8 protein-coding genes are annotated in these 17,361 nt (G+C 54.8%); all 8 read left to right on the top strand.

Annotated features, from left to right (window positions below; genetic code table 11):
- The first annotated feature begins 243 nt into the window (after positions 1-243).
- On the top strand, positions 244-8,322 hold the full coding sequence (locus ACFFT4_RS24805) for a carbohydrate binding domain-containing protein (protein WP_378051648.1): 8,079 nt from the start codon (positions 244-246) through the stop codon (positions 8,320-8,322).
- A 137-nt stretch (positions 8,323-8,459) separates the two neighbouring features.
- Entirely contained in the window at positions 8,460-9,386 is a 927-nt protein-coding gene (locus tag ACFFT4_RS24800; RefSeq protein ID WP_378051749.1) for an ABC transporter permease, read from the top strand.
- Positions 9,387-9,396: 10 nt separating this feature from the next.
- Entirely contained in the window at positions 9,397-10,272 is an 876-nt protein-coding gene (locus tag ACFFT4_RS24795; RefSeq protein ID WP_378051647.1) for a carbohydrate ABC transporter permease, read from the top strand.
- Positions 10,273-10,349: 77 nt separating this feature from the next.
- Positions 10,350-11,906 carry an extracellular solute-binding protein gene (locus tag ACFFT4_RS24790; RefSeq protein WP_378051646.1) on the top strand — a complete coding sequence of 519 codons (1,557 nt, stop codon included), beginning with the start codon at positions 10,350-10,352 and terminating at the stop codon, positions 11,904-11,906.
- A gap of 67 nt (positions 11,907-11,973) precedes the next feature.
- A complete protein-coding gene (locus ACFFT4_RS24785; protein ID WP_378051645.1) occupies positions 11,974-13,227 on the top strand; it encodes an FAD-dependent oxidoreductase in 1,254 nt (417 codons plus the stop codon).
- Between the two features lie 47 nt (positions 13,228-13,274).
- Positions 13,275-14,912: a response regulator gene (locus ACFFT4_RS24780; RefSeq protein WP_378051644.1), complete on the top strand. Its 1,638-nt coding sequence runs from the start codon at positions 13,275-13,277 to the stop codon at positions 14,910-14,912.
- On the top strand, positions 14,905-16,788 hold the full coding sequence (locus tag ACFFT4_RS24775; RefSeq protein WP_378051748.1) for a cache domain-containing sensor histidine kinase: 1,884 nt from the start codon (positions 14,905-14,907) through the stop codon (positions 16,786-16,788). The genes ACFFT4_RS24780 and ACFFT4_RS24775 overlap by 8 nt, the downstream gene beginning before the upstream one ends.
- A 175-nt stretch (positions 16,789-16,963) precedes the next feature.
- On the top strand, positions 16,964-17,361 hold a 398-nt coding region (locus tag ACFFT4_RS24770; protein WP_378051643.1), incomplete at its 3' end, for an Rpn family recombination-promoting nuclease/putative transposase.

Here is a 17,361-nt window from a genome sequence, read left to right as displayed (position 1 = left end):
CGGTCTGGCGTTGGACGGCAGCCTGCTGCTGGCCGTATGGCGCATGGATGACGAAGAAGAGGCGATAGAGATTCCTCTGGGCGCAAGGGGACAGGGCATGACCACGGCCCGCTGCATCTATCCCGTGCATACCGGCAACGCGGTTGTTGGCTGGGACGCCGACCGATCCTTGCTAACCGTTCGTCTGCCGCAGCGTTATTCCGCGAGAGTCGTCCTATTACAAAAACGAAAGGGATGGACAGGATGAATCGTGTCAAGAGATGGAAGGGTAGATTAGCCGTTTTATGCGTATTCGCGATGATGTTTTCCGTATTTTCAACCTTTCCTGCTGCCGTTGGCGCGGCACCGGACGAACCGACTACGCATACCGGCACGCATATGCTGGACGCGGCGCTTAAAGGAGAATCCGGCAATTGGGCGTATTTGGAGCAAGAGGTTAACGGAATAACGACGAATACGGATTATACGTTCGGCATGTGGGTGAGAGGCGGCGGGATCATCAATATGAAGGTATCGGCCAACGGGTCCACCGTGGCTTATACCCGACCGGCCGCGACCGCCGAATGGACCTATGTTTCCGTCGATTTCAATTCCGGAGCCCACTCGGGCAAAATGGTATTTTCCATTGTCGACAGCGCGGCCACGGCATTCCCGCAAAATCAGGTTGCGGGAACGATGGCTGTGGACGACGCTTTTTTCGGCGTTAAAAACTCGAATCTTAATCTATTGCAAAACGCCGGCTTTGAAGAAGGGTTCGCCAAGTGGAATAAATACGAGAAGGACGTTTTCACGGTTGCCGAGGGGGTTCCGGAGTCGGATAACGGCGGAGAGGGCGAAGAGCCCACGGTGACGACAACGGTTTATTCGGGCGATTACTCGCTTAAAGCCGAGCTTCAAGGGAATCCGAGCAATTGGGCGTATATGACGCAAAAAGTTACGGGGTTGACCGCGGGCGCGAGCTATGAGCTTGGCATGTGGGTAAAAGGCGGCGGAGCCGCGACGCTAAAGCTGTCGAAAGGGTCCAGCGGAGGGAGCGCCCTGAAGTATGTAAGGCAGAAGGCGTCGAGCGACTGGGTGTATTGGCAGACGGAATATACGGCGGATTCCAACGAGGATTTATATGTTTCCATTTATGACAGCGCTTCCTTCTCGGGATCGGGAATATCCCAGGCGGAAGCGCAAGGAACGATGTATATCGACGATGTGTTTTTCGGCCTTCAGGATTCGAACGTCAACTTCCTGAAAAATCCGGGGTTTGAAGCGGCGAACGGTCTGCAGGAATGGACACAAGGCTCCAACAGCGCGCCAATCGTATTCTCCCTTCATGAGGGCACGGCGGGTAACGGCACTCCCGAAGGCCCTGGCGGCCCAACCGACCCAACGGACCCTACCGATCCGGAGAACCCGGATGACCCGGCAAATGTGTATGCCGGCAATCGTTCGATGCGGGCGACTCCCAAAGGCAAAAAGTCCGACTGGAAAACCGTAACGCAGCAAGTTGGCGGAATTGCCGCGAATACGGATTACAGCTTCGGCGCATGGATGAAAGGCAGCGGAGCGGTCACGATCAAGGCGGCGAAGAGCAATGGGGACGCCCTCGCATTTATAAGACCGAAAGCGACGAATACATGGACCTACGTCTCGACCGACTTTCATTCCGGCGCCTATTCCGGTGCCGTAACCTTTTCAATCACGGACAGTGCGGGGTTTGAGCTTCCGGAAGCGGAAGCGGCGGGAACGATGTACCTGGACGACGTCTATTTCGGGCAAACGGGCACAGAGAACCTGCTTAAAAACGGCGGCTTCGAGGAGCAGCTGAAATACTGGGGAGGAGACAAGGGAACCGTATTTACGCGTTACCCGGATCGCTCCGACAACCCTCCGGCGGAACAATACGACGGAATCGACAATCTGGGCGTCTACTCCTGGGACAGAAACCCGGAAGGGGTGGCCGATTTCGGAGAGTGGGTCGGCAGAACGCCGTATTACGCGGAAGACTTTCTGGAGCAGAATACATGGTCCGATCTGGAGGGCGGCAATCGTCTGACGGCCTGGCAAGGCACTCCCTTCGCCGAAAGCATGCTGTGGGCGGCTTATCCGTTTCCCAAGTCGGGAGGCAGTCTTGCCGCGGCCGCGAACGGGGATTACAACGACCATTACAGACAGTTGGGAGAAAACCTGATTGCCGCCGGAATGGGCAACGCCGCCATACGCTTCGGGCATGAGTTTAACGGCGGCTGGTACATCTGGTCGGTCGGGAACGCGAACGATCCCGATCATCTGCAGAAATGCCAGGACTTTGCGGAAGCCTTCCGCCAATTCGTTACGACGCTGAGAAGCATCGAGGGACAGCAGTTCAAGTTTGTCTGGAATCCGTCGACTTCGATCTGGGGCGTCGATCTTGAGGCGGCCTTTCCGGGCAGGGATTATGTGGATTTCATAGGGATCGACCACTACGATCAAAGCTGGGCCCAGAGCGGCGGCAAACCGATCTATGGAGCCGAGTATGAGAATGCCGATGACGCCGAGCGGCTGAGAAGACAACAGCTGGCCTGGAATGCGCAGGCGAACGACGGCAACTGGGGGCTCAATATGATCGCCAATTTTGCGGAAGATCAAGGCGTGCCGCTCGGCATATGCGAATGGGGACTTGCGTTAAGGTCGGACGGAATGGGCGGCGGCGACAATCCTTATTTCATCGAGAAGATGTACGAATGGATCGAAAATCAGAATGTCGCGTGGCATGTCTACTTTAACGTATCCGCAAGCGACGGCGACCACGATCTGTACGACACGATCGTATTTCCCAAGTCCTCGGCCAAGTTCAGCCAGCTGTGGAATCCGAACGGAGCGCCGAGCACGACTCCGGCCATCGAGCCTGGCGACATTGCCGGAATCAGCGAGCCCTATGTGAAAATCGAAGGCGAAGACGGCGTACTTACGGGAAGCGTCCATAAGCTTCACGGCGATCCATGGGCTTCCGGCGGAGAAATCGCGATTATGTATAAATCGGGCAACGCGCTTTCCTTTGCGAATGCCAACAAGGCGGATAACGGAATCGCCATCGTCTATCAAGGCTGGCAATCCGACCAGAAGGCCTCGCTTTACGTCAACGGCGCATTGGTAAAAAAGAATATTCTGTTTAAGCAGAACGGGCGATCCTGGTCGCACAGCTACGGCTATGTCGTCATTGACGACGTCCCCATTCCGGAAGGGGCGACCGTAAAGCTGCAAATCAATCCGGACGACGAACAAGACAACTTCGATAACTTCAAGGTGGACTATATTTTGCTTCTGGGCGCCACGGGCGAGTATGTGAAGCCCGAAGCCGGAGGCGATGGCGATACCGGCGAAGAGCCGGATTCGATTTCCATACCTTCGCGAACTTCGTTTACCCATAGCGGAGTTTGGGCGCTGACGGCGAATGTCAAAGGCACCGGCGACACCAACGGCTCAAGCTACTCCGCGCAGCCTACGCTGACGGCGGGAACAAGCTATACCTTCGGAGCCTGGATTAAAGGTGCGGGACGGATGGCGCTCGTCATTCAAAATACGACAAGCTGGTCGGAGGTGCTGGTCAAGCCTTTCGACGCAACGAACGAGTGGCGGTATGTCTCGGCAGCCTACACCCCGACGACGACGGGCAAATACAACATTAAGCTCGGAGACCGCGATTCCAGCGGCAATTCCGGACGTATTTACATCGACGATGTAAAGCTGGCGGCAGCGGACGGCAGCGGCAGTCTGATCGAAGAGGACTTCGAGGACGGGGGCGTCAAATGGTGGCATCCGCAAAATCATTTCACGATGATCGATTATTCCGCGCCCGGCGACAGCGCGAACGCCCATAGCGGAAGCCGGGCGATGAAAGTTAACGCGGAGGCCGCAACGGTCGGACAAGAAACGCGCCTTTCTCCCAATCTTTCGTTACAAGCGAATGAAAGCTATACCTTTAAGCTGTGGGCGAAGGGCGATGGGGACTTCTCGGTTGAATTGCAGAGCGCGATCGACGGGCGGAAGATCGCCGACGAGAGCTTCTCGATCCGCTCGGGAGACTGGGAAGAAAAGACCTTTGCGATCCATCCGGAGGCCACCGCCGACTATACGCTTACACTTATAAATAAAAGCAGCGAAGGCGTTCTGTACCTGGACGATCTGCTGCTGCATGCGGCGGGTCGGAATAATCTGCTTCCGAACTGCGATTTCGAGCTCGGCCAAACGAACTGGAGCGAAAATGCGGCATTTTCGATTATCGACTTTAGTCAACTCGTTGTTACAGATGGGCTGATTGATCCTCTCGACAGCTTGGACAAGGTAAAGGAGAGCTCCAATATTCGGATCGACGGCACCCATACGAGCTGGTACGGCGGGGATTCGGCCAGAGCGGCCAAAGCGGGGAGCGGAGACGGGTATTTGATTTACGATTCGCAATCCGAAATTCAATCCGTTTCTATTTCTTTGTACGAGGACGGCGAATATACGGCCGCTCCGCTAACGGTTGCCGTTTCCGACGGCGGCGCATATCGGGAGGTTGTTCTAACCGCGGATACTTACGCCAACGACGCGAAGACCGGCATGCCGCTGGTCGTGTACGAGAGCTACGAGATTCCGGCCGGGATGAATTTGCTTAAAATCACCCTGACCGATCATGCCGATCCGAACGCCGTGCAGATTTCGGAGGTTGTCATCAATGCCAACTCGGCGCCCGTTACGGCAGATCCGAATTCCGGAGAAATCACGGCGGGGCAATGGCTGACGTTCAGCACAATCGAGCCCGGCGGCGAAATCTACTACACGATTAAAGGAGTCCAGGCCAGGACAAGGTACACGGGCCCGATCAGGCTGGATCAGTCTGCAGCCTTAACCGCTTGGACGGAGACGGAAGGCAAGAAAAAAAGCATCGTCAGAACGTTTGTTTACACGAACGCAGACGATCTTGTCGTGGATCGATTCGGACAAATAAGATCGGCCGAATTTACCGGGAAAATACACAATGACGACGAATTCGCGCAGGCTGCCGCGAGCGACGAACAATTTTACGACAGTCTGGTCGGCCCGGGCGACAGGGATGCGTACGGGGGGCTTGCGGGAAGCAAAAGCGTCTATCAACTGAACGAAACGGGATTTTTCCATATTGAGAAGCTCAACGGAAAGTCGGTCATGGTAGACCCGATCGGCAATCTCTATTTTAATCTGGCAGTCAACGGTACGGGATATGTGGACGAAACCTTCACTGTCGTCAACGGGCGCGAGTCCGTGTACGAGTGGCTTCCCGGCACAACGGGAGATTTTAAGACCGCTTACGACGGAAGCGGCAACTTCTCGTTCTATGTGGCCAACCTGATTCGCCAAAGCGGGCAGCCCTTTAACCAAGCGCAATATTCCGCGGACAGCGTGGAGCTCGTGAAATCGCTCGGCTTTACGGGCCTTGGCGCATGGTCGAACGCCGGCGGCATGCCTTATGTCGCCTGGCTTCCCATGCCGAATCTCAAAATCGGGGACAGCGGGTTATTCGATATTTTCCACCCGGATATGTTGAACCAGATGGACGCCAAATTCAGCGCTTTGGCGAACAATCGGGACGATGGCGATTTAATCGGGTATCTGTTTGGCAACGAGCTTCCGTACGATAAGCTGAAATCTGCCGTACCGGCCGCAAGCGCCTCTACCGGAAGCAAGGCGAGACTTGTGACGATGCTGGCCGCCAAATACGGCAGTATAGAAAGCTTTAATACCGCATGGGGACTGGATTTTGCCAGCTTTGACGCGCTGCGGAACAGCGCCTTTGCCGCCAAGACGGCGCTTGCGGCGCAGGATATGGACGAATTCACCAAGCTTTATTTGGACGAATTGTATAAGCAAATTGCGTATTACGCGAAGAAGTACGACCCCAATCACTTGGTTATGGGCGACCGCTGGTTGGCCAACGTCATGAACGACAGCAAGCTGCGGGAGTATCTGAGCGAATATGCCGGGAAGTACATGGATGTGCTCACTTACAACTACTATACCTACGATCTCAACCTGGATATGCTCGAGCACTTATATGAGGTGGCGGGGCAAACGCCGTTTATAATGACGGAATTTCATTACGGCGATCCGACGACCGGGCTTACCTTCGCGGCAAGAATGGCGGAAGATGAGCATGAGAAAGGACTGATGTATCGCAATTACGTAGAGAAGGCGGCAGCGTCGGGCTTTGTCGTAGGCGCCAACTGGTTCGCCTATTTCGATCAGGCGCCTACGGGCAGATGGTTTCAGGGGCTTAACGGCGAAGCCGGGGCCATCGGACTGATCAATGTCGCCAATCGTCCCTATCGGGATTTCCTGGCATCGGTATCGGACACCAATGGCAGCATCTACGATATTCTGTTGGGCCGTACAGCGCCTTACAGCTATTCGTTTAAGCCCGGACAAGGCGAAAGAGCCTCCGACAAGGTGCTTCAGGTCACAAAATCCGGTACGACGCCTGCCATCGGAGCTTTCAGCGAGCCATGGGAGCAAGCGGTTACCGCGAATTTGACGGACGTCGATCTGGTTCTCGGCTTGATGAAGCAAGGAATCGGCGGGCAAATGAGCCTGACGTGGGACGACGAATATTTCTATATTCGCGCCCATATCGACGACTCTACGCCGATGCAAAGCCCCAATGTAATAAAGGGGATGACCGTGCCCGCCGCCAAGGCTTATTTATGGGCAGGCGATGCCGTCGAATTGTTCATCGGCCCGTCCAATGTAGACGAAGGCGGGGCCATGCAGTTCAACGATAGTCAAATTTTGCTGGCTGCGGCGCCGGACGAGCAGGGCGCGGTGCAGACCGCCTACTATTGGACGGGATACCGGGAGCAGGAGCAGCCGGAGATCGATATGGCGGCGCAGTTGGACGCGGATGGCAAGGGGTATACGATCGACGCGAAAATTGCGTTTGCGGATATGGGTCTCGCAGATATTGGAGACGGAACCGTCATCCGCTACGATATGGGCTTCGATGAAGGCGGCGCGAACGGGCGCGAGCGGCAATTTTATTGGAACGGCGTGGACGGCAACTCCTCGAATCGGGAGAAGTGGGGCCAAATCGTTCTCAAGGAAAGCGGCCAGGACGACGACCAGGACCCGGACGGCGGTGGAGGCGGCGATAACGGCGGCCAAAATCCAGGCCTTCCTTCAAGCCCGGGGAACGGCTACGCGAATGCAGCATCGCCGGATTCGATTGAGGCCAACGGAAGACCGGTTCACGCTCTGGAATACGACCAGTCAAGCCATGCCTACACAGCGACGCTGGCTTCCGTGGAGGGGTCGTCGTATCTGAAAATAACGGGAAAAACGTTGGCTGCCATGTCCGATTTGAATCCGGGGTCGGTCATTAACATCTTCACGCCGTTTGGCGGCTACAGCCTGCCGACGAAGCTGGCGGAAGTTATCCCCGATCTTGCGGCGCTGCTTGAGCGCAATAATCTGACGGAAGGGGATATCAGCCTTAAAATTACCTTAACGGATACATCGAAAGCGAGCTCGGTGCTCGATACGGTCGGCGGCTTCTATCCGAACGGCAAAGTGATCGCCAGTGCGAGCTATGCGATCGAAGTCCTGAATAACAATAACGGACATACGATCCTGTCGGCGGCGCGGCTCGGAGAAGACCTCTCCAGAACGATTCGTCTTCCGGAGTCGTTCGAGCTTCCGGAGTTCTTCGGCGTGTGGAGGATTGACGAGTCGTCCGGGAGCTTGGCGTTTGTCCCGCATGCCCTGCGAGAAATCGACGGCATCGGTTATGTCGTTATCGCATCCCCTGCCGAAGGCACGTACGTCGTCGCCGCAAATCACGTTCAATTCGAGGACGTGCCGCAAGGGAAATGGTACACGAAAGCGATCGAACAAGCGGCGGCCAAACGGCTTGTTATAGGAGTCGGAGGGGAGAAATACGCGCCTTCCAGAACGATTACGCGAGCCGAGTTTACGCGTATGATTAGCAACCTGCTGCAGCTCGCGGAGGATGAAGCGGGAGGGCAGCTGCCGAACGGACCGCTCACGCGGGAGGAGATGGCAAATCTCATCGCGGCGGCAGCCAAGCACGCTAAGGGGATAGAGCCAACGGGGAACAGGGATCCTGGTTCTCAATTGAAGGATTTCGGAAGCGTGGATGAAAAGTATATCGAGGATATAACAACGGTGTATCGACTCCAAATCATGCAAGGCGTCGCTTCGGACAGATTCGATCCGCAGGGCGCCGTAACGCGCGCGCAGGCGGCCGTCGTTTTAATGAATATGGCCCAGCGCTTCGGATTGATCAAGGTTGGCGATCTCTATTCGGGAGGAGCTTGAACAACTTTATAGTATTTTACCAGAAATTTAAGATTTGCCTTCTACAGAAGAAATCGACGGTTCTCTACAATAAAGGAACAACAGAAATCAAGAAGGTGATGGGATTGAGTAAAGCCGATATCTCGATCGACAAGAGGATGGGGGTCGGAGCAAGGAACGGAAGCCGGCTTTGGAAGCGGGTCCGCGGAAACCTTGACATGTACGCGCTGCTGCTTCCGGGGTTGATCTTCTTGTTATTGTTCAAATATACACCGATGTACGGCATTCTGATAGCCTTTCAGGATTTCAATATTTTCGCGGGCATCCCGGGCAGCGAATGGGTGGGAATGGAACAGTTCAAGAAGCTGATTCATTCGGATGAGTTCGCGCAGGTGCTTACCAATACGTTGTTGATCAGCTTGTACAAGATCGTGATCCTGTTTCCGATCCCGATCGTGATCGCGCTGTTTCTGAACGAAGTGGGACGCATGTTCTTCAAGCGGACGATTCAGACGATCATTTACTTGCCGCATTTTCTGTCCTGGGTCATCATTTCCGGTTTGTTCGTGACGATCCTGTCGCCGACGGGCGGACTGGTGAACGAGATCATTCGTTTTCTGGGGGGACAGCCGATCTCCTTCCTGACCGACAATCATTTTTTCCGCAGCGTAGTCGTCTTCACGGCGGGGTGGAAGGAAGTGGGCTGGAACGCGATCGTCTTTATCGCCGCGGTCGCCGGAATCGAACAGGAGCAATACGAAGCGGCGGCGATTGACGGGGCGGGACGAATCCGGCAGATGATCTCGATTACGCTTCCGGGCATTATGGCGACGGTCGTCCTCATGTTCATCCTGCGGATCGGCAGTCTGCTGGAGGCCGGGACGGAACAGATTCTGACCCTGTACAATCCGCTCGTCTACAAAAGCGGGGACGTCATCGGAACATTCGTATACCGCATGGGGCTCGGACAGCAGGATTACAGCTTCAGCACGGCGGTCGGACTGTTCAATTCCGCAGTCGGCTTCCTGCTCATCGTCATAGGAAATAGGCTCAGCAGAAAATTTCTGCATCGAAGCATCTGGTAGGAGGAGCGTTATGCGTAGTAAAAAAATGGGCGATTACGTGCTCGACAGTGTGATCTATATCGTTCTCATCGGCATGGGGATGGCGACGCTGCTCCCGTTCGTGAATGTATTGTCCAAATCGATCAGCGAGGAATGGGCGATTGTGTCGGGCAGGGTGGGGCTGCTGCCGGTCGGCTTTCAGCTCGATACGATGCGTTTTGTCATCACCTCCAATCAATTTCTTCATTCGCTGTACATCTCGGTGCTCGTTACCGCCGTCGGGACGCTGGCCTCTCTGCTGATTACGGTCATGACGGCCTATCCTTTGTCGAAGCGGGATGTCCCGGGCACAGGGATACTGATTGTTCTATTTATTTTCACGATGATGTTTAACGGCGGCATCATTCCGAATTATTTGCTCATTCGCGAATTGCACTTGATCGATAACCTCGCTTCTCTGATTTTGCCGGCCTTGATCAGCGTGTTTAATATGCTGGTGATCAAGAGCTACTTCGAGAGTCTTCCGGAAAGTCTGGAGGAATCCGCGAAGCTCGAGGGCGCGCGGAATTACACGATCCTGTTCCGGATCGTGCTTCCGCTAAGCGGTCCCGTGATGGCGACAATCGGGCTGTTCTACGCGGTGTATTATTGGAACGATTATTTCAACCCTATGATCTACATCAACAGCACCGCTTTAAAGCCGCTTCAACTCTACTTGCAGGACATTGTCATGAATGCCGACACGTCCTCGGAGCTGAATCGGAGCGCCGACGATCTGATGAACGTTCCTGCGGAAGGAGTCCGGGCGGCGACGGTGATCGCTTCTACGGTCCCGATTCTGCTGGTTTACCCGTTCCTGCAGAAATATTTTATCAAGGGCGTTATGATCGGTTCGGTAAAAGGGTAAGCGCAGCAGCGCATTAATTCGACCGGGGGTACCCGAGAGATTAATGATATATAATACTTCATTAGGAGGGTCATACAATGTTTAAAGGTTTTAAGGTGCTTCAAGCAGTGGCATTATCGTCGCTTCTGGTTACGGTTGCGTCGGCTTGCGGGTCGAACAACGGGGAGAATCAGGCTTCAAGCAGCGCTCCGAGCGGCGCTTCGAGCCCGGCCGCGGCCGAGAGTCCAACTGCGGATACGCCGAAGCCGACCTTGAAAAGATTGGGCGTATGGCAGGACAGCGATTATAATAATTATCCCGTGGCGAAAATGCTCGAGGAGGAAACGGGCTACAAAGTTCAGTACGACATGCTCCCGCAGGATAAAGCAGCCGACAAGCTCAACCTGCTGCTGGCCTCCGGGGATGCCTACGATATTGTAAACTACAACAGCGATATGGCGTTATATTCGGATTATGCCCAGAAGGGCGCGCTAACCGATCTGACTCCGCTGATCGAGCAGTACGGGCCGAATATTACCCAATCGGTTTCACAGCAATCGCTGGATGCGCTCAAGGTTGACGGCAAGCTGTACGCCATTCCGACGAAGGTTACTTATCAGGTTAACAGCAGCATTTTGATCCGGACGGACTGGTTGGACAAGGTTGGCATGCCGATGCCGACCACGACGGACGAGCTGACGGCGGTGCTTCGGGCGTTTAAGGAACAGGATCCGGGCGGCAACGGAGACAATGACGTTCCGCTCACGATTAACGGCGACCAAGCGATGCTCGATAATCTTGTAGGCGCGTTCGGAATGGCGAATACGTGGAACGATGTGGACGGGCAGCTGGTATCCCGCATCATGGACCCGGCTTACAAGGATTATGTCGGTTATTTGTCCGGCCTCTATCAGGAAGGCCTGCTTGACCGCGAATTCGTAGTCAACAAGGGTGCAACGACCAAAGAGAAGTTTACCAGCGGCAGAGCCGGGGCGATTGTCGTTCACTGGGCCGATTTTGCCGGAATCGTCGAAGCGTTGACGAAAAATATTCCGGATGCGCAAATTTCGTTTGTCGGAGCTTTGAAGGGTCCGAACGGCGAGGCGGGATTCGTGGCGAATGTCGGTTTCGACCGCTTGACCTTCATTCCGAAAGCATCGAAGCATCCGGACGACGCGATCAAATGGATCAATGCGACACTGGAACCGGAGACGTTCAAAAAACTGGCCATCGGGGAAGAAGGCGTGCACTATACGGAAGAGAACGGCGCCTATCTGCCGATCCTCCCGCTCTTTAACGACGAGCGCAACCTTGCGAACAACTTCATGTCGGGAGTCGACGAGAAGCTGTATCCGTTGTACTGGCAAGCCCGCGCTCATAAAAACCCGGTGCAATTCGAGGCGTTCGATTTTCTGAACAACAAGCAGCCGGACGAAGTCAAAATTCCGAACCTGCTGTCTCTGGCTCCTTATATGCCGGTGCATGCTAAAAACAATATGCAATTGGAATCCATGGTTACCGATTATACCATCAAGCTTATCGCGGGCGCGGAGCCAATGTCCGGACTCGAAGCTTTCCAGGCCAAGTATCAAGCGGCCGGCGGAGAAGCAAGCGCTAAGGAAATCAACGATTGGTATGCTACCGTTCAAAAATAATAAACGAAGCGGCAGCGGCTTGGCATCAGAGCCTGCCGCTTCCTTTCCTGTGGAGGGAGATAACTCGATGAACCTTGCAGTGTTTGCATTCGAACGTCAAGTCCAGTCCTATCTGCGCGCAGACGTCATCGTCATCGGCGGCGGTCCCGCCGGGACGGCCGCGGCGATCAGCGCGGCGCGTTGCGGCAAGCGAGTCGTGCTGCTGGAAAAATCGGCGCAGTTGGGCGGGATGGGGACGCTCGCCAACGTCAGCGTCTTTATGCCTGTCGGCAACGTAACCGGAATCTATCGCGAAATCGTCTCGGAGATGCTGAGCGAATATTTGCCTCCGGATCACGATCGGTCGATATCCCCGCAGTATTCGCCGTTCCTGCTTCGGCAATATTTGAACGAGAAGATGAAGAAGGAGCAGGTACAAGTCTTCTTCCATTGCGAATTCGTGGGCGTTATTCGAGAGGGGCGCCGGATCAAGGCGGTTGTCGCATCGACCCGGGAAGGGTTGAAAGCCTTCGAAGGGGAGCGCTTCATCGATTGTACGGGCGACGCCAGGGTGGCGATTGACGCGGGCGTGCCTTCCCATTCGGGAAGAGAAGAGGACGGCTTGACGCAGCCGATGACGCTGATGTTCACGATGCAGAATACGGGGAAAAAAGTGGTCCCCCTACTGCCTGAAGGATGTTATCCTTACGAGAAGGAATCCGATCTGCCGCAAGGAAGACGACTCTACTGGGAGCAAAATAACGATGGCACGCTGCTCGTCAACATGTCGCGAGTCAAAGCGAACGGAGCTAAAATAGAGGATGTCAATTATGCGGAGGCGGAAGCGTTAAAGCAGGTTTTCTCCATCGCCCATTACTTGCAGAAAACAGGGTTCGAAACGTATGCGATCTCCCATATCGCTCCCCAGACCGGCGTCCGGGAGACGAATCAAATTCAAGGTCTTTATACATTGAGCGAGCAGGACGTCGTGAACGGAGCGCGGTTCCCGGATGTCGTGGCGCAGACGAATTACGAGATCGATATCCATAGTCCCGATGCGTCGAAAACGACGGACGAACGCAAGGTTGACGGATACGACATTCCCTATCGCTGCATGGTGCCCGAGGAAATCGACAACCTGCTCGTAGCGGGCAGGTCGATCTCCGCGACGCATGTAGCGATGTCGTCCATGCGCGTACAGGCGACTTGTTTCGCGTTAGGGCAGGCCGCGGGCGCTGCAGCGGCGATATCGCTGGACGAATCCAACGCGATGAACGAGATTTCGATAAATAAACTGCACGCCGTGCTGGAGCTTCAAGGCGTTAAGTTTATCGGCAGATAAGCGTTCCGGCGGCGGGCTTCGGATGAGAGGGCAAGGGGGACGGCGCAATGTATAAGCTGCTAATCGTAGACGACGAGCCGACCGTAAGATTCGGTTTGCGCTCCTATTTCGACTGGTCATCTTACGGAATTGAAGTAATAGGAGAGGCCGATGACGGAGACGTTGCTCTCGAAATGATAGAGAAGGAGCAGCCCGATCTGATCTTAACCGACGTTCGCATGCCGAATATGGACGGGCTGGCGTTGTCCCGGCAGGTTTCCGCGTTATATCCGCAATGCAAGATCATGTTTGTCAGCGGGCACGGCGATGCCGATTACTTGAAATCGGCTTTAAAGGTAAACGCGGTAGACTACATCTTCAAACCGGTTAATCTGCAGGAACTGAGCGCGGTGATGACGCGAGTCGTCGCGGATTTGGATGCGGAGCGGGCGGAGCGGCGCCACAAACAGGAGATGCAGGTTAAGCTGAACGAGGGCATGCCGCTGCTGCGCGAGAAGCTGCTGCTGTCTCTGATCAGCGGCAGCGCGTCAAAGCCGGAGCTTCGCGAGCGGATACAATTTCTCGGGCTGGAGCTGCCTGTCGATGCGCCATACTGGGTCATGGTCGTCTCGGTAGACGACAGGGCCGAAGTGATGGGCCATCGTTCGGAGCGGGATCGTCAGCTGCTCTGGTATTCCATTTTGAACATTTACCAGGAACTGATCGACACTCATCTTCGGGGCTATGCTTTCGAATACCAGGTCGGGGAATTCGTCGGCGTTCTGAGGGCGGACATCGCCGGAGGCACCGCTTCCGATGCTGCGGAAGCCTTGTTGGCTTTGGCCGGAAACGTTCGCGAAAATTTGGAGCGCTGGCTCAAGATCGGCGTAACGATCGGAATCGGCGATCAAGTAAATACGCTGTCCGACGTAACTTATGCATACAAGCAGGCTCGCGAAGCCGCCGACCATAAATGGTATTTGGGCAAAAACCGCATCATCACGATGGATGGCCTCGAGTACCCGCAGTTGGATGCCGACAGGATGAACAAGTACGATCCCGTTTATACCGAGCAGCTGATTTCGGCCTTAAAAGCCGCCGACTCCGACAAGCTGAAGCAAGTTCTCGATCCTATTTTCGCAGATTTGAATCGCGCCAGACGGGACGGACTGAAATACGGACGCAACGTATGCCAGCAGATCGTCCTCGCGGTAGGGCAGCTGCTGCTGGAGCTTGGCGTCCAATCTCCGGAGCTGGAGGCGACCGAATCTGCGCTGTGGGAGGCGCTGTTCGAGAAAGAGACGTCCGACGAGATGCGGCATTTGATTGAATCTTATCTATCCGCGGTTTGCGAACGGATTGGCGAGAAACGAATCGGCAAAATGGCCAATTTGGTCGAACGGGTGCGCGCCGTTATCGAAGAGAATTACTCGGACGCCAGTCTGACCATGGCGGATATCGGCAAAGCGGTCTATTTGACGCCGACCTATGTCAGTCTGCTTTTCAAGCAGGAAACCGGACAGACCCTTAATGAATATTTAACGCAAGTGCGGGTGGACAAAGCCAAGGAGCTGCTGCGCGATCCCCAGTACAAGTTTTACGACATCTGTTATGCCATCGGGTACACGGACCCCAGCTATTTCACCAAGCTGTTCAAGAAGGTTACCGGAATGACGCCGAGCGTCTATCGTGATACTCATGCGTGAAGACCGTGAATTCGTGCCGCATCGTCGTCCCGCGAACGGAATCGGCGCTCTGCATCGCATCCTGCGTCGTTTCTCGATTCCGCGTCCGTGGCTGCTGGCTTATTTGCTGCTGATCGTCGTTCCCGCGGCCATCTTCTTGTACGGTTATTACGAGCGCTCCTCCGCTATCTTGAAGAGCGAAGTGATGAGGACGATGCAGCAGGCGCTGAAGCAAGCGGGCAGCAATCTTTCCTATCGGCTGGAGCATATCGAAGACATTAGCAATGCGGCGTTCATGAACGCCAATCTCCATTCCTACCTCTCCGTCGGAGCCGACGATCAATCGATTGGCATCCAACTCCAGGTCATCAAAGATTTGAGGTATCTGGTCGAAACGGTGCAATCCAATTCCGACGTGTTCCACGTGCGCCTGTTCGTGGATAAATCCAAAATCTATTCGGGCGAGCGGATCAACTTTTTCACGCTGGACAGCTTGAAGAGCCGCCCCTGGTTTCCCGCGATTATCGCAGCCAACGGAAACATCGTATGGACAGGCTCTTATGAGGAAAGCTTTCTGGACGGGGGAGATGCGAATATCTTCTCCTCCGCTCGCATGCTGCGGGACCCCGAAAACTACGACAAGGTGTCCGGGGTGTTGATGGTCGACGTGAAGGAGAGTTTGGTATCCGATATTTTGGCGGAGCTTCAATTCTCGCCCGGCACGCAGGTTTATCTCGTCGATCCCGCCGGGGACATTATTTTTCATCCGGAACGATCGTTGATCGGGACGAAAATTGACCCCTCTATCCTGGCCGTATTGAACGAGGGGAACGAAGGGGTTCAGACGGTTAAGCTGAATGGAACCGTCAACGATGTGTTGTTTACGACATTAAATCCGGCCGGCTGGAAGCTGGTGGCCCAGGGCACCGATTCCCAACTGTCGCCGCACTCGGTTAAGCTGACGCAGAGGTCGGAATGGACTTCGCTGATCGAGTATGTCGCGTTGTTTCTTGTGCTGCCGTTTGTCCTTCTGGCCATTATCGTGCGCGGGATGAACCGCAGAGTGAATCATGTCATCACGATTATTCGCAAGGAAGGGACGGACAGCCTGAACGAAATCCCGAATGTAAACGGCGATTTTCATATGCTCGAACGCAGCGTCGACCATTTGATTATTCGTGTGCGCACGCTTGTCGAGGAGAAGTACAAGGCCCAAATTCATGAGCGCGAGGCGCAATTGCTGGCGCTGCAAGCGCAGATCAATCCGCATTTTCTCTACAACACGCTGGATACGATCAATTGGATCGCCATCGGCAAGGGCGCGTCGGACATTAGCCAGATGATCGACAATCTGGCGAAATACTTCCGGCTCAGTCTGAATCAGGGGAAGAACATCGTCAGCGTGGAGGACGAGCTGCGTCTGGCCCAGGTTTATTTGGAAATTCAACAGAGCCGTTTTCTGGATACGTTCGACTTCAAGCTGGACGTTCAGCCGGAGCTTACGGATTATCAGATTCCGAAGCTGATCCTTCAGCCTATCGTCGAGAACGCGCTGCTGCACGGGATTCGCAAAGCGAAGGACAGACGGGGCTTGATTGTCATCTCCGCAAGGGAGGACAAGGGGGATCTGATCTTCGCCGTGTCCGACAACGGGATCGGGATGGAGGAGGCGTTTGCGCAGCAGCTTATCATCCAGGCGCAGACCGGATCGAACGGCAATCGCTCGGGTTCGGCGAATGGAAGCTCTTATGGCCTGTTCAATGTCAATGAGCGCATTAAGCTGTATGCGGGCGACGATTACGGAGTCGACGTGCATTCCCGGCCCGGCGCCGGGACAACCGTAACGGTTCGATTAAAGGCCGAGCCGGCGAAGGGTCATGGGGGCATAGCGGAATAGGCCGAATCGGTCGGCGTCGCGCTTATGAGGTTCGGAGCGGCCGAGTGCGGCAAATATTCGCTTTTTGCCGATATCCCATTCGCTCAGGAAACGTGTCCCCCGCCGTTTTTCGTATTGTTTCCATAGCTGAAAATGGATATAATTTACTGAAAAGGGTTTGAAGGAGCGGCGGCCTATGAACTCAAATTCGAATTCCGATAGCATTCATCAGCGACACGACACCTCGTACCGTTTTTTATTGTCGAGTAAAAAGCTGTTCGTGGAATTGCTTCGTTCCTTCATAGACCGGGGCTGGGTGCAGGCGGTGGATGAAGAGCACGTTCAGGAAATTCCGCATTCCTTCGTGCTTCAGGATTTCAAGCGCCAAGAGGCGGACGTGGTGTACCGGGTGAACTTGAATGGACAGGACGTCGTGTTTTACTTGCTGCTGGAGATGCAGTCGAGTATAGATTATCGAATGCCGTACCGACTGCTGCTGTATCAGGTGGAAATTTGGCGTTATTTGCTGCAGAACGAGGAGGGTTCGCCGGCCAACCGGAAAACCTTTCAATTGCCGCCGATTATCCCGATTGT

It is taken from the genome of Cohnella cellulosilytica (genome assembly GCF_042431195.1).
GTDB classification, from domain to species: domain Bacteria; phylum Bacillota; class Bacilli; order Paenibacillales; family Paenibacillaceae; genus Cohnella; species Cohnella cellulosilytica.
Note: the sequence above shows the minus strand (reverse complement) of the source record. Positions and strands in the feature narration are given on the sequence as shown.

Excerpts from the sequence above, each read along its gene's own strand:
- ACFFT4_RS24805 (WP_378051648.1), top strand. The coding sequence starts at position 244 with ATGAATCGTGTCAAGAGATGGAAGGGTAGATTAGCCGTTTTATGCGTA.
- ACFFT4_RS24800 (WP_378051749.1), top strand. The coding sequence starts at position 8,460 with ATGGGGGTCGGAGCAAGGAACGGAAGCCGGCTTTGGAAGCGGGTCCGC.
- ACFFT4_RS24795 (WP_378051647.1), top strand. The coding sequence starts at position 9,397 with ATGCGTAGTAAAAAAATGGGCGATTACGTGCTCGACAGTGTGATCTAT.
- ACFFT4_RS24790 (WP_378051646.1), top strand. The coding sequence starts at position 10,350 with ATGTTTAAAGGTTTTAAGGTGCTTCAAGCAGTGGCATTATCGTCGCTT.
- ACFFT4_RS24785 (WP_378051645.1), top strand. The coding sequence starts at position 11,974 with ATGAACCTTGCAGTGTTTGCATTCGAACGTCAAGTCCAGTCCTATCTG.
- ACFFT4_RS24780 (WP_378051644.1), top strand. The coding sequence starts at position 13,275 with ATGTATAAGCTGCTAATCGTAGACGACGAGCCGACCGTAAGATTCGGT.
- ACFFT4_RS24775 (WP_378051748.1), top strand. The coding sequence starts at position 14,905 with ATGCGTGAAGACCGTGAATTCGTGCCGCATCGTCGTCCCGCGAACGGA.